This window comes from Parabacteroides sp. D25 (genome assembly GCF_000307475.1).
Lineage (GTDB): Bacteria > Bacteroidota > Bacteroidia > Bacteroidales > Tannerellaceae > Parabacteroides > Parabacteroides distasonis.
This window is the reverse complement of sequence record NZ_JH976502.1, coordinates 769,940-791,209: the sequence shown is the minus strand read 5'-3', so window position 1 is coordinate 791,209 and position 21,270 is coordinate 769,940. Positions and strand designations below refer to the sequence as shown.

The following is a 21,270-nucleotide window of genomic DNA, read 5'->3' as shown; positions in this document are numbered from 1 at the left end:
TATTAGTATCGTTTATCAATTTGTCAATTCAGTATATAATTCGAGGCAACCTCATTAAACGCCTTTACCTGAGCAGAGGTCCAAGTCTCGTCCTTCCCCCATTCCGTAGCCAGAATCCCCGCTACTTTAGGAGCCATCGCCATCGCCGCCCGTGCGTCTAAGAATAAGATACGCAAACGGCGTGCCAATACATCCTCCAAAGTACGAGGCATCTCATTACGGACCAGCCAAGTTACCTCTCCTACCGTATAGGCATAGTCCGGATGCAACTTCTCCGCCATGGCGGGGGAAGAGGCCACTAAGTTACGGATTTCGTCGGCATCCGTACCATATACGTATAAAGGATCGGAGAAATCCGGATTCTTCCGGCTACCATGGATTTGGTAACGCTCGGTAATACAGTCTTTTGTAGGAATATGCATGTAACGTATCGCTAGGTCTAGGGTATCTTGAGCCATTTTCCGGTAGGTTGTCCATTTGCCTCCGATAATGGTGATCAAGCCGGATTTCTCCCGGATCAATTTATGGCTACGTGATATCTCTTTTGTCTTTTTACCTTCGCTACGGGGAGCGGCGAGCGGACGAAGCCCCGCGAACACGGATAAGACATCGCTTCGCTTGGGTGGCCGGGTCAAATAGTTAGCGGCCGTATCGAGTATAAATTGGATTTCTTTCTCTAAGGCTACCGGCTCTTTTTCCGGCGATTCCATCAAGGTATCCGTTGTCCCTACCACGACTTTATCATGCCAAGGTACGGCGAACAACACACGTCCATCCGATGTCTTAGGAATCATAATGGCGCAATCACTTTGCAAGAAAGAGGAATCCAATACCAAATGGACTCCTTGGCTGGGGCGAACGGTCGGGCGTTTACCCGGCTCGTCCATTTGCAAGATCTCATCGGCGAAGACACCGGTAGCGTTGATCACGCAACGGGATCTTACTTGATAAACCGTACCGGTCTCCTCATCTCGAACCGTAACGCCGGATACTTTGCGGTCGTCGTCCTTCAGAAGCCCTATGACTTTCGCGTAGTTCAAGATACAAGCGCCAGCGTCGATAGAGCTGCGGACCATATTAATCGCAAGACGGGAATCATCGAACTGGCCGTCATGATAAAGCACCCCGGCGGTCATCCCTTTCGAACGAAGCATCGGAATGGTACGGAGCGCCCGTTTCGGACCGATACAAACCGAACGTCCCAGACCTAATTTTCCGGCCATCACATCATATAGGATCAGGCCTATCGTATAAAACGGGCCTTCCCACCAACGATAACAAGGGATTAAGAAGGTTTGATCTTTTACCAAATGGGGAGCGTTCTGGCGTAGCAGGCCTCGTTCCCGCAAGGCTTCCAGAACCAAGGAGATATCTCCTTGCGCCAAATAACGGACACCGCCATGGACCAACTTCGTACTACGGCTGGAAGTTCCTTTCGTAAAGTCCGATTGTTCGAATAAGGCGACTCTATATCCTCTTGTCGAAGCATCCAGAGCGATACCTATGCCGGTAGCCCCTCCTCCGATCACAAGAAAATCAAAGACTTCAGACGGGTCTTCCAACTGAGAAATCATTTTACTACGGTCCATATAGCTCCTCCTTTCTTAAGATTAACAGTTACAAATCTAACCATTAATTCTTAGTATAACAAAGGATTTGGGAAAAAGGATCAGTAGCGCTTTCTGTTTTCCATAAAGATAACTGCAGTTTCTATTGGAAGAAACAAAAGTTTCCTGCTGAAGAAACTTTTGTTTTGCTATAGGGAAACAAAAGTTTTCCTTACGAGGAATTAAAAAAAACTGTAATAGTCTGATTATTATCACTCAAACATCTTATCGATGCCTCCCGTATCCGGTGGGGTCGTGGGGCTATCTTCCTCCCCACCTTCGCTACATGGGTTCGCGTATTTCTCGGGGATCTCGAAAGTCTCGTCTTCCGAGTAGCCTAACGTTTTATCTTTATAAACCTTTTGCATATAAAGGGCGTAAATCGGTAACGCCATACTCGCTCCCTGCCCTTCCGCCAAGCGGTCGAAATGGATGGAACGGTCCTCGCCGCCTACCCAGCAGCCGGAAACCAAGCTAGGCGTAAATCCCATGAACCAACCGTCGGAGTTATTCTGGGTCGTTCCGGTCTTACCACCCATCTCCGCCTTGATACCGTAGCGGAAACGTACACGTCCTCCGGTACCACCGTCGATTACGCTTTTCAACATATGTAGCATCTTATAGGAAGCATCTTCCGTCAGCACCTCACTCATCTGTGGGGTAAAGTTCGCGATTGTATTTCCATATGAATCTTCTATACGGGTCACGAATAAAGGTTCTACCCGGATGCCCTTGTTGGCAAATACCGTATAGGCCCCGACCATCTCACCCACCGATACATCCGGAGTACCCAGACAGACCGAGATAACCGGATCGATATGATTCTTCAAGCCGAAAGAATGAAGCAAACGAACAAACGTATAAGGTGAGAGCTGGCTCATCAGATAAGCGGTTACCCAGTTATCCGAGTTCTGTAATCCCCACTTGATCGTAACCATCTCGCCGATTCGCTTCGCACTGGCGTTACGGGGAACCCACAAACGACCGTTCTCGTCCATCAACTGCTGCTGCACATGTAGCATCTGGTCACAAGGGCTGATCCCCTCGATCATCGCCAACGAATAAAGGAACGGTTTCATGGTAGAACCGATCTGACGGCGACCGCCATTCACCATATCATATTGGAAGTCATTATAGTCAATACCACCTACATAAGCCTTGACCTGCCCGGTGCGAGGGTCCATCGACATAAACGCCGTACGCAAGAAACTCTTATGATAACGAATCGAATCCAAAGGAGACATGATCGTATCGATCGGACCATCCCAACTAAACACACGCATATCGACAGGCTTCTCAAACTCCTTGCGCATATCGGCCTCAGCCATTCCACTCTTCTTCATCGCCCGGTAACGATCTGTCTGGTGCATCGCACGCATCAACATCGTGTCTACTTGACCGACACTTACGTCTCTTGAGAACGGAGCATAGCTACGTCCCTTCTTTTCCCGGAAGAAAGCCGGTTGAAGATCTTTACTCATATGCTCGCGGACAGCATCTTCCGCATATTTCTGCATACGGGAATCAATGCTCGTATAGATTTTCAAGCCATCCGTATAAAGATTATAGTATTCTCCGTCGGCTTTTTTATTTTTGTTACACCATCCATATAATGGATTCGTTGCCCAAGATAATGAGTCCTCACTGAATTTCTGAGATTGCCAAGAGGCGTAATCCTTACGCTCCGGTTTCTTCGCAGTCATTGTCAGACGAAGGTATTCACGGAAGTAAGGAGCCAAACCGTCTTTATGGTCCATACGGGTAAAATGTACGACCAAGGGTAAAGCCTTCAACGAATCACATTCCGCCTTGGTTATGTACCCGGCCTTTTCCATCTGCTCCAAAACCGTATTACGACGGCCGATGGTACGCTTGTTATGGCGAACCGGATTGAAATAAGAAGGGTTCTTGCACATGCCTACCAACGTGGCGGCTTCCTCGATCTTCAAGGTTTTAGGGGTCTTCCCGAAATACACACGAGATGCGGATTGGATTCCCACGGCATTGTACAAGAAGTCAAACTTATTCAGATACATATTTATAATCTCTTCCTTTGTGTAATAACGTTCCAATTGAACCGCGATCACCCATTCGATCGGTTTCTGGAAAAGACGTTCCATCATATTATCGGCACTCGGCGAGAATAATTGCTTCGCTAATTGCTGGGTAATGGTACTACCGCCACCACCGCTTTTTTGCATCAAGATACCCCGCTTCACGATGGCACGAAACAAACCCTGCGCATCGATACCGCTATGTTCGGCGAACCGGATATCCTCGGTAGCGATCAATGCTTTCACCAAATCCGGCGAAAGATCCTCATAATTCACGTAAATACGATTGTCTTTGCTATGCGCATAGGCTCCCAACGCCTTTCCGTCCGAGGAGATAACTTGGGAAGCATATTTATCAATCGGGTTCTCCAATTGTTCCACCGGAGGCATATAACCAATTGAACCATTCGCTATCGCCATAAACACCATTACCACCGCCCCTAATATAGCGAGGTATACTATCCAACAAGAAATAAGGATACCTTTTGTAATCTTTGATGCCATCTTTTTATATTTCACGGTATGGATAAAAGACTCATCTTATCCACAACGACCTATTTAAGATCACAAAAATAGAGGAAAATACGATCTTATGCAAGTTGAGGCACATATTTCGCCAACAAATAACCACCAGCTAGTAACCAAACATATAAAATAGCGGCCAAAACAAAGGGCTTAGCGCCAGCTTTCTTAAATTTCTCGATACTAGTCTCCGTACCAAGAGCAGTCATGGCCATTGTCAGCATGAATGTATCTACCTGATTGATCCCATCTACAACCGCATGAGGAAGCAAGTCGAGCGAATTGAAACCAATCACGGCCAAGAAACCAAACGCAAACCAAGGAATAGTGATCTTACCACGAGAAGGGGCAACGCCTCCGCCATTCCTCCCCCCGTTAACCACGGACTTCACGGCGGTTCGAGCCAACATGAAACTCATGACCACTAGCACAGGAGCTAACATCATCACACGAATCATTTTCACGATAATAGCCGCATCCGAAATTTCCTTTCCCATAGCGTTACCGGCTCCTACCACATGAGCTACCTCATGCAAGGTCGCACCCGTATAAAGTCCCATTTGCTCCGGGTCTAAATCAAGAATACCCGCACGGTACATCACCGGATAAATAAACATAGAAAGCGTACCGAAAATCACGACTGTCGATACGGCAACTGCCGTCTTATGAGCCTCGCACTTCACGACCGGTTCAGCGCCCAATACCGCGGCAGCCCCGCAAATAGCGCTACCCGTGGCGGTCAGTAAAGCAAGGTCTTTATCCATTTTCATCAATCGCCCCACCCAAACACCGATCAAGATGGTAAGCACCACGATCACCATATCGATCAGGATTGCCGGAAGGCCGATCGCAATCACGCTCTGGAAGGTCAGCTTAAACCCATATAGTACGATACCCGCACGAAGCACTTGCTTAGTACAAAACAGGATACCCGGAACCCACGTCTCCGGCAAATGGTTTCTTAGGCTGTTGGCGTACAACATACCTAAAATAATACCGACAATCAGCGGACTGAATGACAATTGTTTAATAAACTGGAACTCCGCGATATAGAATGCGGAACAAGAGAAAAGGGCTATCAGCAAGACACCATGTAATACGTTACCTCGTTTTTCACTAAACATAATTATTGATTTATTTAGTACAACATATCATTATTTGATTTCGTTCGCGAAAGTACATATTTTCATCCGATCCCTTACTTCACAAGTTTTTATAGCGAATAACCTAAAGTTATTGCCAATGTTGACTGGCAAAACGCATGAAACTTTCTTCCATACCGCTGTTCTGTCCCTGCGGCTCCACAAAGGAGAAAGTCCGTTCGGCCTTAAAACCCTCAATATCTATCACTTTCAAACGTCCAGCCATCAGCTCACGTGTCACCGCCCGAATAGAAAGAATTCCCAAAGCATCGGAATTTTCCAAGAATAATTTGATACTCTCCGTACTACCTAGCTGCAATAATACGTTCAATTGCGACAGTTTGATCTGGTGTTTTGCCAAGGTCCCCTCCAAGACCTCAAGCGTACCGGAGCCGTTTTCACGAAGTACTACGGGCAAAGCACAAAGTTGTTCCAACGTCAGTTCGTCATAAGCAGCCAACTTAGACCCTACATGAGTCACAACCACTAACTCATCCTTCATAAAAGGTATATAATGCATCGTATTTTGACGGGTAGTCCCTTCCACCAATCCTAACGTTATTTTTCCATCTCGCAAAGCCAACTCTATATCCCGGCTATTCCCATTCAATACAGATACATGTATATCCGGAAACATCTTAATGAATAAAGCAAGCACGGGCGGAAGAACATATTGGGATATTGTCGTACTGGCACCTAAATGTAAATCCCCCAGAAAATTATTTGTCAACAGATTCATCTCGAAATCCAATTGACGATACGAAGCCAATAAGGAATGGGTATGCGAAAACAACAACTCGCCCGCACGAGTTAAACGGATCTGGCTACCTGTTCGTTCAAAGAGAGGCGTCTTATATTGAACCTCCAACTCATGGATATGCTTACTAATAGCGGGTTGACTAATGAACAACTCCCGGGACGCTTTCGTGAAACTTAAGTTACAAGCTACGCTATGAAATACTTTTAATCGAAAATCCATGATATTCTATCTTTTGCCGTTTTAATTTAACAAAGATAAAAATAATACTATATATTTGTGGATTGAAACATAAATATATGAATGAATATGAAATATCTATATGTTTTATTGTTGACGTTGACCGTCAATGCATGCAGTGGTCAACGCAATCAAAAAACGGAAGAATCCAATGTAGCGCCACCCACCTTTGAAATGGTCTCAGTCCCCACCCTAATCACAGACCCGGTGGAAAGGGCCGAATATTTAGTGAAACATTATTGGGATAAATTCGACTTCAAGGATACGACCTATATCCATGAACCTCAAGTGACCGAGCAGGCATTATCCAACTATATAGATTTGATGAACTATGTCTCGCCTGCGGCTATGTCTTCTTCCGTAAAAGCGATGATGAAACAAACAGAACAAGACAGTGCCATGTTTCAGTACTTTTCCGAGATGATGGAGAAATATCTATACGACCCGAACTCCCCCCTAAGGAATGAGGAAATGTATATAGCAGTATTGGAATATCTTACCGAATCCTCGTCATTAAGCGATGTGGAAAAGATACGTCCCGCCCATTTGCTAGAGCTCGCATTAAAAAACAGAATCGGGACGCCTGCGACCGATTTCACGTACACATTAGCGAACGGAAAAACCGGGAAATTATACAATATAAAAGCGGATTATCTATTATTATTTTTCTATAATCCGGACTGTCATGCTTGTCAAGAAATAACCAGACAAATGGAATCGTCCTTCTTGATCAATGAATTTTCAAAAAGCAACAAACTAAAGATCTTAGCCGTTTATCCGGACGAGGATCTGGACGCATGGAAAGAGCATGTTTCCGTCATGCCTAAAGATTGGATCAACTCATACGACAAAAGAGTTTCGCTTAAAAACGACGAGATCTACGACTTAAAAGCGATACCCACATTATATCTATTAAACAAAGAGAAAAAAGTATTGTTGAAAGACGCTACTTTTCAACAGATCGAAAATTATTTATCACAAACAACTAACTAATTTAAAACATGAAAAAAATCTTATTGTCCTTGGCTTTCTTAGCAGGAGTGAGCCTAACAGTTTCCGCCCAATTCAAGATTGGCGGCAAGACCATTAATACGAAAAAAGTGATTAATGCCGCGACTGATGTAGCGCATGCCGCTACTCTATCCGACGAGGATGTAGCCAAAATGGCAAAAGAGTACATCCAATGGATGGACACTCATAACGAGGTAGCGGGCCCGGATACGGAAATGGGACAACGCTTGGAACGCTTGACCGCCAATGTAAAAAAAGTTTCCGGCCTAGACTTAAACTTTAAAGTATATAATGTAGTAGATGTAAACGCTTTCGCCTGTGGAGACGGAAGTGTACGCGTATGTGGCGGATTGATGAAAATCATGGACGATGACGAGGTATTCGCCGTTATCGGTCATGAGATCGGGCACGTCGTTCATTCCGACTCTAAAGACGCCATGAAAAACGCTTACTTGACCTCCGCCGCTAAAAACGCCGCCGGAGCTGTAAGTGGAACCGTATCCAAACTGACCGACTCTCAACTGGGAGACATGGCACAGGCCTTGGCCGGCGCTCAATATTCCCAGAAACAAGAGTATGAGGCGGACGAATTCGGTTTCCAGTTTTGTATAGATAACGGGCGAGATCCGTACGGAATGTCTAACTCATTAAATAAATTGTTACAACTGAGTGAGTCGGAAGCTAAATCGTCCAAGTTTATGCAGATGTTCTCAAGCCATCCCGAGACTCAAAAACGTGCCGATCGGGTAAAAGAGAAGGCCGATGAGTACGTGAAAAGCAAGCAATAACTGTTAACGGTCCTTTAGCAGGACGGACTATTATTAAAATAAAGCTAACGTATCAAGGATTTACGCCACGAAATCATGCTGTACAACATAAAATACTATATATTTGCACCGTGTTTTTCATGGTATTAGATTTAAGGTTAGCAATGAAGATTGGTTGTCCGTGACGGATGACCATTTTTTTTTGCTTTGATAGTCAAAAAAACTTCTACCTTTGCAAAAGATCTATCTATTAAGAATCATGAAACACACACATAAATATTTAATTTTTGCCATATCCATATTTCTTGTCTCTTTGTTAACCCTAGGTTGCCAAGAAAAAGAAGAAAAGAAAATCGTGCTTATCCATTCTTTTGAGCAAAAGAAAGATACCTACCCGATTTTTAATGAAACACTGAAACGAACATTCGATAAACCGGACTCCATTGAACGCTATTGTCGGATTCTCGAATCTTATGAACACAGACATCGAGCTCAGTAAGGCAGAACGGGAAAACTTTACCGAGTTAATCAATACGAACAGCGATCTGTTATTGAACCTTATCAATGATATCTTAGATCTTTCCCGTATCGAATCGGGCCGTATGTCATTCTCTTTCCAGCAATATTCTCTAAATGAATTAATAAGCACGATTTACCAGACTTTCCAAGTTTTAATGCCGGAGAACGTAGAACTTCGTATGCAAATACCGGAAAAAAGCATATCCATTCCCACGGATAAGCTTCGGTTGACACAAGTGATTACCAACTTTCTTAGCAACGCTATCAAATTCACGCAAAAGGGATATATATTGATTGGTTATGAATACCGAGAGGAAGGGCGGCATGTACATATTTTCGTAGAAGATACCGGCATTGGTATCCCGAAAGAAAAGCAAGACGCCGTTTTCAATCGTTTCACGAAACTGGATGAATTCGCCAAAGGTACCGGCTTGGGACTATCCATTTGCAAAGTGATAGCCGAACGTTTCGATGGGTATATCGCCGTAGAGTCCGAAATAGGAAAAGGAAGCCGTTTTTCTATTATCCTTCCCCTTAACCCCAAACACACTGAAAGTGATTAATCACATTTATTCGCGATAATCCCGAAAATAATATTACTTTTGCTTTTGTATACAATTTTAAATTTCAGATCTGTGAGTACAAGAATAAAATTAAGGGTTCAAGGATTAGCGAACAGCCAAATTCAATCCGGGGCCTATGCGTTAATTTTGGCAGAGGAAAATGGTCCACGGCGAATTCCAATCATCGTAGGAACCGCTGAAGCACAGTCTATAGCGATCGCTTTGGAGCATATCGTACCTCCTCGTCCATTAACACACGACTTATTCGCCACTTTTGCGCAAGCCTTCAACGTCATTCTTAAGGAAGTCTACATATACAAATTCGAAGATGGTGTGTTTTACTCAGAATTAGAGTTTAGCGACGGTGAGCGCTCGATAAAGCTGGACTCTCGTACTTCCGACGCGATTGCCATAGCGCTTCGCGTAAATTGCGACATCTTTACTTCCGAGGAGATTGTAAAGGAATGCGGTGTCGTACTGGAAGACACCCTGTCCATCCCCGCTGACGAACCGGAGGACGATGACAATTTATTAGAATTAGAACCGGATGAGATTAAGGACGAAGCCCAGTTAAAGAAATGGTTAAGCCTATTGGATATCCAAGAAATAAACGAGCGATTGGAAGACGCTATAGCCGACGAAAATTACGAATACGCGAAAATGTATAAAGACGAGTTGCGCCGTCGAGAAGAAGAGGAGGACACAAACAAATGATTGGAGAACAAGGAGGATTCGGACTGGTCTCACTTTTAAGAGGTCTGCTTGGGATCATTACGATTTTAGGTATCGCCTATGCGATGAGTTATGACCGTAAACGGATCGATTGGAAATTAGTAGGTGGAGGTTTGTTCATGCAGATCGTATTCGCCTTGGCGGTTTTATATGTGCCGTTCGTCGGAAGCCTATTGGAAGGATGTGGCAAGATATTTGTTAAGTTGATGGACTTCACGGATGCCGGTCTTACTTTCTTATTAGGCCCGTATGCCTCTAAAGCGGCAGGATTCAGTTTCTTGCTTCATTCGCTACCGATTGTTATTTTCTTCTCCGCCTTGGTTTCCATGTTTTACCATTGGGGGATTATCCAGAAAGTAGTCGGTGCCTTTGCGTGGGTATTGCGTAAATTCATGAATATATCCGGCTCGGAGGGATTAGTGGCCGCTGGTAATATTTTTATGGGAATGACAGAATCTCCTGTGTTGATCAAGAATTACCTGCCGACGATGAATCGTTCGGAGATATTTTTGGTCATGGTATCCGGAATGGGTACGATCGCCGGTTCCGTAATGGGTACTTACATAGGTATGTTGGGAGGAACAGACCCGGCGGCGAAGGTTTTATTCGCCACTCACTTGCTCTCGGCTTCCGTAATGGCAGTACCGGGTTCAATCGTTTTAGCGAAAATGCTTTGTCCACAGACGGAAGAAGCCACGGACCATGTAGCTATCTCCGGTAAGGAAAAAGAGAACTCAAATATTCTAGATGCCATCTCATCGGGTACGGTTACCGGCGTAAAGTTGATGACGAATATTGCCGCGATGTTATTGGTATTCATATCCCTTGTAGCGTTAGCGAATTATATTACGGAAGGTGTGATAGGGCGTTATACCGGACTGAACGACTGGATTGTAAAGATTACGGACGGTAAGGCGCAGGGCTTGACCTTCCAATTTATACTGGGCGTAATCACCTCTCCTTTCATGTGGTTGATCGGGGTTCCCAGCCAAGACATCATGTTAGTTGGTTCTTTATTGGGACAAAAGACCATATTGAACGAATTTGTCGCCTATTTCCAATTGCAGCAATGGAAAGATGCCGGATTATTCATGTATGAGAAATCGATCTTGATGTCTACTTATATCCTTTGCGGATTCGCTAATATATCGTCTATCGGTATCTTATTAGGCGGATTGGGCGTATTAGCCCCGGAAAAACGAGGATTAATTTCACGTATCGGCGTACCGGCCATGATCGGCGGAGCTCTGGTCTCTGTGCTATCGGCTACTATAATTGGTATGATCCTTGGGTAATTGAGAATTGAGAATTGAAAATTAGATGGTCATGCAGATTTTTTATACACCAGATATAGCTATCAAGCCGGAATTACCGGAAGAAGAAGCAGGACATTGTATACGGGTACTTCGTCTAGGTGAAGGCGATGAGATAGTATTGACGGATGGGCAAGGCTCTTTTTATAAAGCGGCTATTAGCCGGGCGCATCCCAAACATTGTGAGGTGACCCTCTTAGAGAGTTGGAAACAACCCGATCTCTGGAACTTCAATCTCCATATAGCCATAGCTCCTACCAAAAACATGGACCGGATGGAGTGGTTCGTGGAGAAAGCGACGGAAATAGGGATCAATGCGATCACCTGTTTGAATTGTCGTTTCTCGGAGCGTAAAGAGATCAAGCCGATTCGATTGGAGAAGATATTGGTCAGTGCCATGAAGCAATCCCAGAAAGCGACTTTGCCGGCGTTAGAAGGAATGACAGATTTCAAGAAGTTTGTCGCCACTCCCTTTGACGGGCGTAAGTTTATCGCCCATTGCGAGGAAGGCGAGAAGCCACTATTAAAACATACGTATCAGCCGGGAGAGAATGCCTTAATCCTCATCGGACCGGAAGGTGATTTTAGCCCGGAAGAAATCAAGCTGGCTCAAGAGAATGGCTTCGAGCCGATCTCTTTAGGAGAGAGCCGGCTGCGTACGGAAACGGCCGCACTAGTGGCTTGCCATACGATTCATGTGTTAAATCAATAGAATAATCCTATTTCCATTAAAAATACGTTAATCCTCATAAGGGTTATTAAGCAAATTGCTACATTTGTAATGATATTAACAAATCTAATCTAATAACAATTTAAGTAACATGAAAAAGTTGTTCAAATCATTCTTGATTCTTTCAGCCATAGCTATGGCTATCCCCTGTATCGCTCAAACTCCGAATACATTGACTAAGAAGGAGAAAAAAGCTGGCTGGGAATTATTATTCAACGGAAAAGACTTCTCAGGATGGCGTCAATGTAACGGAACCGCTATGCCCGCGAACTGGGTTATAGAAGACAATGCAATGAAAGTATTTACCGGCGAAGGCAAGAAACCGGGACAAGGCGCTAATGGCGATATCCTTTACCAGAACAAAAAGTTCAAAAACTTCGAGCTTTCGGTAGACTGGAAAGCCAGCAAGATGGGCAACTCCGGTATCTTCTATTATGTACGCGAAGTACCCGGCAAACCTATTTATTATGCGGCTCCCGAAGTACAGGTACTAGATAACGTGGACGCAACCGACAACAAATTAGCGAACCACCTAGCAGGTTCTCTATATGACATGCTTCCCGCAGATCCGAAAACAGTTAATCCTGCCGGCGAGTGGAATACGATCGTAATCCGTGTAAAAGATGGAAAAGTAACGCATACTCAAAATGGCAAAAAAGTAGTTGAGTACACTTTATGGAGCAAAGAGTGGGATGATCTGGTAGCTAACAGTAAATTCAAGAACTTCCCGGGTTTTACCGAAGGTATCTCTAAAGAAGGTTATATAGGTCTGCAAGATCATGGCTATCCTATATGGTTCCGTAATATCAAGATCCGTGAACTAAAATAGTTCTTCGAATCTATCGTATATAAATAAAAAGCCCGGGATTCTGATAAATCACCGGGCCTTTTTATATCTGTTTAAAAAGTAAGCCTAATTACTCCCACTCAATTGTCGCATTCGGTTTCGGAGACATATCGTAGCATACACGGTTCACGTTCTTCACCTCTTTCAAGATACGATCCGTAATCTTCATCAAGATTGGCCAATCAACCGGTTCGATCGTAGCGGTCATGGCATCTACCGTATTGACGGCACGGATAATCACGGGCCATTCGAAAGAACGGGCGTTATCACGTACGCCAACCGACTTAAAGTCGGGTACTACCGTAAAGTATTGCCATACCTTTTTATCCAGTCCGGCGTTCTTGAACTCCTCCCGTAAGATCGCATCCGACTCACGTACCGCTTCCAGTCTATCACGAGTGATAGCGCCCAAGCAACGTACGCCCAAACCCGGTCCGGGGAACGGCTGGCGATAAACCATGTCATAAGGCAAACCTAACTCTACGCCACAAGCACGAACCTCGTCCTTGAATAATTGACGCAAAGGCTCAACCAACTCAAATTGCAAATCTTCCGGCAGACCGCCTACGTTATGATGGGATTTCACCATCTTAGCCGTCTTCGTTCCACTCTCCACGATATCCGGATAGATCGTTCCTTGAGCCAAGAAATCGATTCCATCTAATTTGCGAGCTTCTTCCTCAAATACACGGATAAACTCACCACCGATAATCTTACGCTTTTGCTCCGGATCTTCCACGTCAGCTAGCTTATTCAAGAAACGATCGGTAGCGTCTACATACACCAAATTGGCATTCAACTGGTTCTTGAAGACCTCAACGACATCCTCGGACTCGCCCTTACGCATCAAACCATGATTCACATGCACGCAAACCAATTTATCGCCGATCGCTTTCAAAAGCAAAGCGGCTACTACAGAGCTATCGACACCTCCAGACAAGGCCAGCAGAACTTTCTTATCCCCTACCTGACGCTTTACCAATTCAATCTGGTCATTGACAAAATTCGTCATATTCCAGTTTGCCTCAGCCTTGCAAGTATCGAACACGAAAGACTTGACAGCGCCCTTGATCGCCTCGACATCATCCGTAAACTCCGGCAATTTAACCTCGCACAACGCCTTATCGTGACCTGCGGCCATTACAGGAGTGCCCATCTCGTAAATACCCGGATTCACGTCGATAGCTACACCGTCGATAACATTGTTTGGGCCACCATTGATAATGATACCTTTCACGTTTGGCAAGGCTTTTAATTCCTCAACCGTGATGTCATGCGGATAAATCTCACTATAAACGCCTAACGCACGAATAGCACGAGCCAACACCGTATTCTCATGACTACCTAAATCCAAGATAACAATCATATCTTGCTTCATGTGACTTTTAAATTTTATTGATTTTACACTTTGTTATACCTAAGACAAATGTCACTCCCACTCGATGGTTGCAGGCGGCTTCGAGCTGATGTCGTACACGACTCTATTTACGCCTTTCACCTTATTGATAATCTCGTTGGAAACTTTGGCGAGGAACTCGTACGGAAGCTGCGCCCAATCGGCGGTCATAGCGTCCGTGGAAGTTACCGCACGTAAAGCTACCGTATTCTCATAGGTACGCTCATCGCCCATTACACCTACGGATTGAATCGGAAGTAAGATTACCCCAGCTTGCCAAATCTTATCGTAAAGTCCCCACTCACGCATCAATGACATATAGATATCGTCAGCGTCTTGCAGGATACGTACCTTTTCCGGCGTGATATCACCCAAGATACGGATACCCAATCCCGGTCCCGGGAACGGATGGCGCTTGATCAAATGCGGTTGCATACCCAACTCCATACCGACACGGCGAACCTCATCCTTGAAAAGAAGACGAAGCGGCTCGACGAGTTTCAAGTTCATCGTATCCGGAAGTCCGCCCACATTATGATGGCTCTTGATAACCGTACCTGTGATAGACAGCGACTCGATCACATCCGGATAAATCGTACCTTGCCCCAGCCACTTGATATCTTTCAGCTTATGCGCCTCCTCATCGAAGACATCGATAAATCCTTTGCCGATGATCTTACGTTTCTTCTCCGGTTCCGTAACGCCCGCTAGTTCTTTATAGAACTTATCTTTCGCGTTTACGCCGATCACGTTCAATCCTAAATGCTCATAATCCCTCATTACGTTCTCGAACTCATTCTTGCGCAGCAAACCATGATCCACGAAAATGCAAGTCAAGTTCTTACCGATCGCCTTATTCAGCAATACGGCCGTAACAGATGAATCCACACCGCCGGAAAGAGCCAAGATCACTTTATCATCTCCCAATTGCTCCTTCAACTCAGCTACGGTAGATTCGATAAAGGAAGCCGGTGTCCAATCCTTGGCGCATCCGCAAATATTCAAGAAGTTATCCAGCAACTTCGTACCGTCTGTCGAATGGAATACTTCCGGATGAAACTGAACGCCCCACGTTTTCTCACCTTCCACATGGTAAGCGGCAGCCCTCACGTCGTCCGTGCTGGCGATCACCTTGAAATTATCCGGCAATACGGTAATCGTATCCCCATGAGACATCCATATCTGTGAACCCACATGGATCCCTTTCAGTAATTCATCCTCACCATCAATGTGCGACAAATTAGCACGTCCATACTCACGTGAATTAGCCGGTTCCACATTACCTCCGGATGTATAAGCTAGAAACTGCGCTCCATAACAAATACCTAAGACGGGATACTTCCCCCGTATCTCGGTCAAATCAGCCTTAAAGGCATTCTCGTCGTATACGGAATAAGGACTTCCGGAAAGGATCACACCTTTCACGTCGGTAGCGTCATGCGGGAATTTGTTATAAGGAACGATCTCACAATACATATTCAACTCTCTGACCCTACGGCCGATAAGCTGGGTTGTTTGCGAGCCGAAATCAAGAATAATAAGTTTCTCGTGCATGCAATTATGATTATTTAATTGAGTGGCGCAAAGGTAGTAATAAATTCGGGAAGCATAAACACACTGGGCAAATATTCTTCCTTATCACGATACTTTTAAAGGATCTTCCCTTGTCCTATTACGCCTTTCTTCCTGAGACATTCATTATCCACCATCTGTTGCATGATTGTCCACCATCCGTTGCATGATCATGCAACGGATGGTGGACAATCATGCAACAGCCATTAGAAGATGAATACCTCAAGAGGAAAACCACAAATCCCCCTAAGGATCCGGCCAAGGGAAGCCATGAAAACAGCGAACCGCCCGACAACCCGGCGAGAGTTACAAACGGACAAAACAAAAAAAGCCTCGAAGCGTTCATTACAAACAACTTCGAGGCTTTCCTCCGAGGTTCCTGGCGAACCTCAAACTTTATATTTATTATTATCTCATTTTATCTATATTACTGATAATCAAACTTTGTTTTATTTATGAGATAAAATAAGATTAAACGAAATAAAACTTTGTAGTACCAATGTAGTACCAATTTGAAAAGAACCTCTATATTTGTGGTACTACAAAACATGATAGGATATGGCTACGAAATTCGTTTTGAGAACGGACAAGACCGAAGGATATGCGACCTTATACGCACGTATACAAAGCAGGGCTCATAAAATCAATATCAGGGTGTCTACAGGGCTGGAGGTTGATGTAAAAGAGTGGAACAAGTCTTTAGCGAGCGCAAAAGCGTTGACCGCTTTCAGAAGCGGTAAAGGCAAGGACCTGTTTATAAAATTAGACGCTATCATGTATACGATAGATTCCCTTACTAGTGAAGGTGTCACATTGACCCCTGATCTCGTAAAAGGGCGGATACATGGAATAGTTTTCGCTGAACAGATCAAGGCGGAAAAGGAGCGGCAGGAGGCTGAATTAACAAGGATAAAAGAGGACGCATCTACTTTCATCAATTTCGTAGACCGTTTTATAGGGGAATGCGAGACAGGCAAGCGCAAGAAGAAAGGGGGAACTACCAATGTATCATCCGGAACAATAAAAAGCTATAAGGGGTTCCGTTCACAGTTAGCGGCGTACCAAGAAGAGAGGTTGAGGATAATACACTTTGCCGACCTGACGATAGAGTTCTATAATGATTTCCGTCTATTCTTGACCGATAAGCGTTACTCACCTAATACGGTAGCAAGGATGATAAAGATATGCAAGACGATTTGTTACGCAGCCGAACAATTGAAGCTATTGGACGCAGGGAATATCCGTTCAGGATTTGAGGTTATCTATAGGGATGTTGACAATGTTTATTTGACAGATGAACGGATTAATGAGCTTTACAAGTATGATCTATCCGATCGTCCGGCATGGGAAAAGGTTAGGGACGTGTTTGTTGTAGGCTGTTTGACCGGTCAACGTATAAGCGATTACAAGCGTATTAACGCCAAGATGATCGTTACCCTTACCGACGGGAACCGCTATATTAAACTAAAGCAGGAGAAAACCGGAAATACTGTTTATATCCCTTTGGATTACCGGGTAGACGATATCCTGAATAAATATAACGGCGAACTGCCAAAGGTTTACGATCAAAAGATAAATGACCATATCAAAGAGATTGGTGAGGCTTTAGGATGGACGGAGATCGTGGAACTGGAGGAACAACATGGAGCTATGGAATATACCGCAAGGAAAAGATTTTGCGACCTTCTTAAAACCCATACGGCCCGTAGGTCTTTTGCGACCAATATGTATAAAACCGGAGCTTCCCTAAACAGTATAATGGCTATCACCGGACATTCAAGCGAGCAACAGTTGAAGACTTATTTAAAGCTGGACGAATCCGAAAAGGCAATGTTGGCGGCGAAAGAAAGTTACTTCACCAAATTAAGAGCTATAAAATAAACGCACAGGTTACGGGGTTACGGTTACGGTCTTTGTAATTCACTGAATATTTGCATGTTGTGCTTAAAAGTGCCGTAACCTATATTTTTGTTCTGTTAAACCTTACATTGAGAAAGAACTATTTCCTTTATTATAATAGAAATCAGTAAATAAACAAAAAGAAACAACATTTTTTTTGTTCGGTTTTTCCTTTATTTTACAACAATAGATTGATTGTTACGTTTCGGCGTTCTTTTCCGTGTCTTTTCAGATTTTTTCTTAATTTATTTGTGCTCGAAATCAGAAGGTATAGCGGCCGCATATCTTCTGAAACAAATTAATTTAAAATAATTATGGTATGAATTTCGAGATATCACAATCCAAACAAGACTTAATAATAGGTTTGTTCGAGCCAGTCATTGATGAAATTGTCGCTAGGGTATCTAAAATAGTACTTTCTACAACAAATAGGGAACCTAGATATTATTCCAGAAAAGAAACGGCAGATCTCCTTCATGTAACATTGCCTACATTGGCAAAACTCACGAAAAATGGAGTCGTTAATTGTAAAAGAGTGGGTAAAAGAATATTGTACGACGCAAGATCTATCGATGATGCAATTAAACAACAAACAGTCTTTAAATATAGGAGAGGTTAACTATGTATGTAGAAAAAAAGGCAGACATAGCGCCCGCCAATTCCCTTTCTTGCGAGGGCAAAGATATAGATTATACACGAGATAAGCAAAGGGTCTTCCAATGTTTATTTACCGTTCCCCGTACAAGGGCGCAAGTAGAGACGTTAACGGGCATAAGAATCAACAGCGTATGCTATTATGTAGGCATGCTGGCCAATGATGGCAAGGTTAAGGTCCACCATAAGGGCATATGCCCCGTGACGAGACATGACAACGTGGAATTTCTAACGACAAATCCGGAACTATTCCCAAAGGACAAGCAATTTTCATTTTGGGATAAATGGGAGGGCGTAAAATATGATTGAGATAAAAATAAAAGACATGATAGATGATGCCGGTGCTATATTACCCGTTGACGGACTATCGCCCAATGCGACCGAGATGCTAAGGAAGGTAGCGAGTTCTTTGCAATGCCCTGTTGACATCGCTCTATCCGCTATGTTTGCGACCGTGGGCGTGGCCATGGGTAAGCGGGTCATCATTGATGACGGCAAGTATCGAAATTACCCATGCCTTTGGGTCTGTGTGGTTGCCCCCTCGGGCAGTAACAAGTCTACGCCTATAAGATTCTTCCTCCAGCCGCTAAAAGACCGTGACTCCTATAATTACGGCGTTTACCGGGAGGAATTGAGGGCATACAGACAGGCAGGCGATGACAAGGGCGATAAGCCCGTATTTAAGCAGTACGTGATCAGCGATTCCACCCCCGAGGCCCGGAATCAGGTATTATCCGTCAACCCCAACGGGATATTATTGTACAGGGACGAGTTAAAGGGCATGATCGACGATTTTTGCCGGTACGCCAAAAGCGGGGAGCTTAGCCAGATGCTTTCCATGTTCGACAGTGACACGATCGTGGTGAATCGTAAATCAGATGAACCCTTGCTTATCAAAGACCCGTTCATGTCTATCATAGGTTCTATCCAACCGTCTGTTTTGGTTGACACGTTCGGGAATGACAACATGATGAACAACGGTTTCAATCAACGCTGGTTGTTTTGTTACCCTGAATCCGGGATGCCCGAGATGTATAATGATGTCTCCATACCACAAAGTGTCATAAGCGACTGGAAGGATTTCATTTACAACCTTATAATGTATGATTTTTCGGTCATGGGCGGCAAGATATACATAAGGGGCGAGGCGAAGAGAGTGTACATCGACTATTACAACAGTCTCCAGATAAAAAAGGCGAGTGCGGACGATTACCTTAGCTCTGTTTACTCTAAGCTACAGATCCATGTGATACGCTGGGCTGGGGTCGCTCATATCCTAGGCAATTCCCCCACCTCTATAGACATTACCCCGGAAGAAATGGAATACAGCGTGAGGTGCATGGATTATTTCGAGCGGTGCGCACTGAAAGTCTATAGGATGCTGTTGGAAGGTAGAGGAAACAGGCACGAGGTTAAGTCTATGGGAAAAGAGGAAATGATAGCTAATGTTTATCATTGTACGAGCCCGGTTAGCCAACGAGCGGTAGCGGATGCGCTGGGCATTACTAAGCAATATGTATCTAAATGCTTAAAAAAATATCCCAAGTTGACAGGTTGTCGGTTGACTGATAGTGAAATATCAGATACAGAGTCAGATACGGACAAAAATTAGTCAACCTCTATATTTCTGATATTTTTTAATGTAAATATTACAGGTTGACTAAAATATTACCGTAAATAATTGACAATCAAAGTTAAAATATGCAGTCAACCGTCAACTAGTCAACTACAAAAAACGACTATTAAAAATTAAACAATATGGCAAAGACATTTTTAGATAGCAGGATATCCGTGTATAACGGAGTGACCGACACGAAAGGATCTATTTCAACAATAGGGGCTTTCCTGAACGATACGAGATATATCGATGAGATCAAGCGTTTGCGTACGCTCACGAACAAGGACGAGCGCAACGCCGTTAAGAAGCGTTTGCCGATGGCTTGCATATCCGGCATATTCGAACCTACACGGAAAGCGGAGAATCTTAAACAACATTCAGGGCTTATCTGCGTGGATTTAGATCGGCAGGATAACCTAGAGGTTAGCAACTGGGACGAGGTGAAACACCAGTTGTCATATCTTAGATACGTGGCCTATTGCGGTCTATCCGTTGGCGGTAACGGTTACTTCGCTATCATGCCGATACTTTATCCGTATTACCACAAACAGCAATTCGAAGCCTTGAAAAGGGACTTCCAAAGGTACGGGCTTGTGATCGACAAGGCGTGCGGTGACGTGTGCAGGATGCGTTGCGTGTCTTATGACCCGGAACCATACATTAACCTCAACGCCGATCCGTACAGGGGGTATTATAAAGAGCCCGTAGCCGTTTATACCCCGATTGATTGCGGTACGGACGGCGAGCTGGATAAAGTGGCTAAATGTTGCGATCTTATCCAAAATCACGGCATCGATATTACCGGGGATTATCTAACATGGTTTGAGGTAGGGTGCGCCCTCGCTTCCCTAGGGGAATCCGGAAGGGCTTTCTATCATGTTTGCAGCCAACAGAACCCCAAGTATAGCAAGGCAGAGACTGATCGTAAATTCGATAACGTGAAGAAAACTTGCAGCCGTATAGGTATTGGTACTTTCTTTCGTGTATGCAAGGACTATGGAATAACCTTTAAAGACGCTTAATTATGAGAATAATAGAACAAACCGTACGATATGATATAGTACAATGGGAATATAGGAATATGCCTATCACTTTCCGGTATTGGAAAGATGGGAGTCAGATTGTAGAAATAAAAGCGGATAAATACTTCGCTCGTGCCAATGGATATAATTCAATAGATGATATGGTGGCCTCGACGATAGGTGATATCAATGGGATATTTGGCGGTGTGCCCGGTTGGGTTAGGGTAGATCCTAATGGCCATTTCTACTTTATAGAAATAAGCAAATCTATATTAAATTAAGTAATAACATTAAAAGAAAAGAAC

19 protein-coding genes are annotated in these 21,270 nt (G+C 44.2%); 13 read left to right on the top strand and 6 right to left on the bottom strand.

What is annotated here, in order from left to right; genetic code table 11:
* Positions 1 to 23 precede the first annotated feature (23 nt).
* The 4 genes from HMPREF0999_RS10390 to HMPREF0999_RS10375 all read right to left on the bottom strand — a co-directional run bounded on the left by HMPREF0999_RS10390 (position 24) and on the right by HMPREF0999_RS10375 (position 6,304).
* Positions 24 to 1,589: a glycerol-3-phosphate dehydrogenase/oxidase gene (locus HMPREF0999_RS10390; RefSeq protein ID WP_009275902.1), complete on the bottom strand. Its 1,566-nt coding sequence runs from the start codon at positions 1,587 to 1,589 to the stop codon at positions 24 to 26.
* A 230-nt stretch (positions 1,590 to 1,819) separates the two neighbouring features.
* A complete protein-coding gene (locus tag HMPREF0999_RS10385; protein ID WP_005855004.1) occupies positions 1,820 to 4,165 on the bottom strand; it encodes a transglycosylase domain-containing protein in 2,346 nt (781 codons plus the stop codon).
* Positions 4,166 to 4,251: 86 nt separating this feature from the next.
* Positions 4,252 to 5,307, bottom strand: a complete 1,056-nt coding sequence (locus HMPREF0999_RS10380) for a YeiH family protein (RefSeq protein WP_009275901.1) — start codon at positions 5,305 to 5,307, stop codon at positions 4,252 to 4,254.
* 109 nt (positions 5,308 to 5,416) lie between these two features.
* Positions 5,417 to 6,304: a LysR family transcriptional regulator gene (locus tag HMPREF0999_RS10375; protein WP_008773321.1), complete on the bottom strand. Its 888-nt coding sequence runs from the start codon at positions 6,302 to 6,304 to the stop codon at positions 5,417 to 5,419.
* Positions 6,305 to 6,385: 81 nt separating this feature from the next.
* Here HMPREF0999_RS10375 and HMPREF0999_RS10370 point away from each other — a divergent pair, with 81 nt between their 5' ends.
* The 7 genes from HMPREF0999_RS10370 to HMPREF0999_RS10340 all read left to right on the top strand — a co-directional run bounded on the left by HMPREF0999_RS10370 (position 6,386) and on the right by HMPREF0999_RS10340 (position 12,786).
* Positions 6,386 to 7,315: a DUF5106 domain-containing protein gene (locus tag HMPREF0999_RS10370; protein WP_010183564.1), complete on the top strand. Its 930-nt coding sequence runs from the start codon at positions 6,386 to 6,388 to the stop codon at positions 7,313 to 7,315.
* A gap of 8 nt (positions 7,316 to 7,323) precedes the next feature.
* A complete protein-coding gene (locus tag HMPREF0999_RS10365; protein ID WP_008773322.1) occupies positions 7,324 to 8,121 on the top strand; it encodes a M48 family metallopeptidase in 798 nt (265 codons plus the stop codon).
* A 422-nt stretch (positions 8,122 to 8,543) separates the two neighbouring features.
* On the top strand, positions 8,544 to 9,182 hold the full coding sequence (locus HMPREF0999_RS10360; RefSeq protein WP_009018282.1) for a sensor histidine kinase: 639 nt from the start codon (positions 8,544 to 8,546) through the stop codon (positions 9,180 to 9,182).
* Positions 9,183 to 9,254: 72 nt separating this feature from the next.
* On the top strand, positions 9,255 to 9,896 hold the full coding sequence (locus tag HMPREF0999_RS10355) for a bifunctional nuclease family protein (RefSeq protein WP_009275899.1): 642 nt from the start codon (positions 9,255 to 9,257) through the stop codon (positions 9,894 to 9,896).
* Positions 9,893 to 11,209 carry a NupC/NupG family nucleoside CNT transporter gene (locus tag HMPREF0999_RS10350; protein ID WP_005854986.1) on the top strand — a complete coding sequence of 439 codons (1,317 nt, stop codon included), beginning with the start codon at positions 9,893 to 9,895 and terminating at the stop codon, positions 11,207 to 11,209. Before HMPREF0999_RS10355 ends, HMPREF0999_RS10350 begins: the two co-directional genes overlap by 4 nt.
* 31 nt (positions 11,210 to 11,240) lie before the next feature.
* A complete protein-coding gene (locus tag HMPREF0999_RS10345) occupies positions 11,241 to 11,939 on the top strand; it encodes a 16S rRNA (uracil(1498)-N(3))-methyltransferase (protein WP_005854983.1) in 699 nt (232 codons plus the stop codon).
* A 109-nt stretch (positions 11,940 to 12,048) separates the two neighbouring features.
* Complete coding sequence (locus HMPREF0999_RS10340; protein WP_009275898.1) at positions 12,049 to 12,786, top strand: DUF1080 domain-containing protein; 738 nt, start codon at positions 12,049 to 12,051, stop codon at positions 12,784 to 12,786.
* 88 nt (positions 12,787 to 12,874) lie between these two features.
* Here the strand turns inward: HMPREF0999_RS10340 and guaA (HMPREF0999_RS10335) are convergent, their stop codons facing one another.
* A complete protein-coding gene (gene guaA / locus HMPREF0999_RS10335) occupies positions 12,875 to 14,182 on the bottom strand; it encodes a glutamine-hydrolyzing GMP synthase (RefSeq protein ID WP_005854978.1) in 1,308 nt (435 codons plus the stop codon).
* Positions 14,183 to 14,233: 51 nt separating this feature from the next.
* A complete protein-coding gene (gene guaA / locus HMPREF0999_RS10330; RefSeq protein WP_009275897.1) occupies positions 14,234 to 15,754 on the bottom strand; it encodes a glutamine-hydrolyzing GMP synthase in 1,521 nt (506 codons plus the stop codon).
* A 576-nt stretch (positions 15,755 to 16,330) separates the two neighbouring features.
* On the opposite strand from guaA (HMPREF0999_RS10330), the gene HMPREF0999_RS10325 reads away from it, so the two are divergent.
* From HMPREF0999_RS10325 to HMPREF0999_RS10300, 6 genes are all read left to right on the top strand, one after another.
* A complete protein-coding gene (locus tag HMPREF0999_RS10325; protein WP_009275896.1) occupies positions 16,331 to 17,653 on the top strand; it encodes a site-specific integrase in 1,323 nt (440 codons plus the stop codon).
* Between the two features lie 337 nt (positions 17,654 to 17,990).
* Complete coding sequence (locus HMPREF0999_RS10320; protein ID WP_009275895.1) at positions 17,991 to 18,290, top strand: helix-turn-helix domain-containing protein; 300 nt, start codon at positions 17,991 to 17,993, stop codon at positions 18,288 to 18,290.
* Between the two features lie 2 nt (positions 18,291 to 18,292).
* On the top strand, positions 18,293 to 18,634 hold the full coding sequence (locus tag HMPREF0999_RS10315; RefSeq protein WP_009275894.1) for a hypothetical protein: 342 nt from the start codon (positions 18,293 to 18,295) through the stop codon (positions 18,632 to 18,634).
* Positions 18,627 to 19,937 carry a DUF3987 domain-containing protein gene (locus tag HMPREF0999_RS10310; RefSeq protein ID WP_010183576.1) on the top strand — a complete coding sequence of 437 codons (1,311 nt, stop codon included), beginning with the start codon at positions 18,627 to 18,629 and terminating at the stop codon, positions 19,935 to 19,937. Before HMPREF0999_RS10315 ends, HMPREF0999_RS10310 begins: the two co-directional genes overlap by 8 nt.
* Positions 19,938 to 20,083: 146 nt before the next feature.
* On the top strand, positions 20,084 to 20,965 hold the full coding sequence (locus HMPREF0999_RS10305) for a BT4734/BF3469 family protein (RefSeq protein ID WP_009275892.1): 882 nt from the start codon (positions 20,084 to 20,086) through the stop codon (positions 20,963 to 20,965).
* Between the two features lie 2 nt (positions 20,966 to 20,967).
* Positions 20,968 to 21,246: a hypothetical protein gene (locus tag HMPREF0999_RS10300; RefSeq protein ID WP_009275891.1), complete on the top strand. Its 279-nt coding sequence runs from the start codon at positions 20,968 to 20,970 to the stop codon at positions 21,244 to 21,246.
* Positions 21,247 to 21,270 lie beyond the last annotated feature (24 nt).

Bases quoted from the DNA above. Each gene is read 5' to 3' on its own strand.
- HMPREF0999_RS10350 (WP_005854986.1), top strand. From the start codon at position 9,893: ATGATTGGAGAACAAGGAGGATTCGGACTGGTCTCACTTTTAAGAGGT.
- HMPREF0999_RS10325 (WP_009275896.1), top strand. From the start codon at position 16,331: ATGGCTACGAAATTCGTTTTGAGAACGGACAAGACCGAAGGATATGCG.
- HMPREF0999_RS10305 (WP_009275892.1), top strand. From the start codon at position 20,084: ATGGCAAAGACATTTTTAGATAGCAGGATATCCGTGTATAACGGAGTG.
- HMPREF0999_RS10385 (WP_005855004.1), bottom strand. From the start codon at position 4,165: ATGGCATCAAAGATTACAAAAGGTATCCTTATTTCTTGTTGGATAGTA.
- HMPREF0999_RS10375 (WP_008773321.1), bottom strand. From the start codon at position 6,304: ATGGATTTTCGATTAAAAGTATTTCATAGCGTAGCTTGTAACTTAAGT.
- HMPREF0999_RS10365 (WP_008773322.1), top strand. From the start codon at position 7,324: ATGAAAAAAATCTTATTGTCCTTGGCTTTCTTAGCAGGAGTGAGCCTA.
- guaA (WP_005854978.1), bottom strand. From the start codon at position 14,182: ATGAAGCAAGATATGATTGTTATCTTGGATTTAGGTAGTCATGAGAAT.
- HMPREF0999_RS10340 (WP_009275898.1), top strand. From the start codon at position 12,049: ATGAAAAAGTTGTTCAAATCATTCTTGATTCTTTCAGCCATAGCTATG.
- HMPREF0999_RS10310 (WP_010183576.1), top strand. From the start codon at position 18,627: ATGATTGAGATAAAAATAAAAGACATGATAGATGATGCCGGTGCTATA.
- HMPREF0999_RS10315 (WP_009275894.1), top strand. From the start codon at position 18,293: ATGTATGTAGAAAAAAAGGCAGACATAGCGCCCGCCAATTCCCTTTCT.
- HMPREF0999_RS10390 (WP_009275902.1), bottom strand. From the start codon at position 1,589: ATGGACCGTAGTAAAATGATTTCTCAGTTGGAAGACCCGTCTGAAGTC.
- guaA (WP_009275897.1), bottom strand. From the start codon at position 15,754: ATGCACGAGAAACTTATTATTCTTGATTTCGGCTCGCAAACAACCCAG.
- HMPREF0999_RS10300 (WP_009275891.1), top strand. From the start codon at position 20,968: ATGAGAATAATAGAACAAACCGTACGATATGATATAGTACAATGGGAA.
- HMPREF0999_RS10320 (WP_009275895.1), top strand. From the start codon at position 17,991: ATGAATTTCGAGATATCACAATCCAAACAAGACTTAATAATAGGTTTG.
- HMPREF0999_RS10380 (WP_009275901.1), bottom strand. From the start codon at position 5,307: ATGTTTAGTGAAAAACGAGGTAACGTATTACATGGTGTCTTGCTGATA.
- HMPREF0999_RS10370 (WP_010183564.1), top strand. From the start codon at position 6,386: ATGAATATGAAATATCTATATGTTTTATTGTTGACGTTGACCGTCAAT.
- HMPREF0999_RS10345 (WP_005854983.1), top strand. From the start codon at position 11,241: ATGCAGATTTTTTATACACCAGATATAGCTATCAAGCCGGAATTACCG.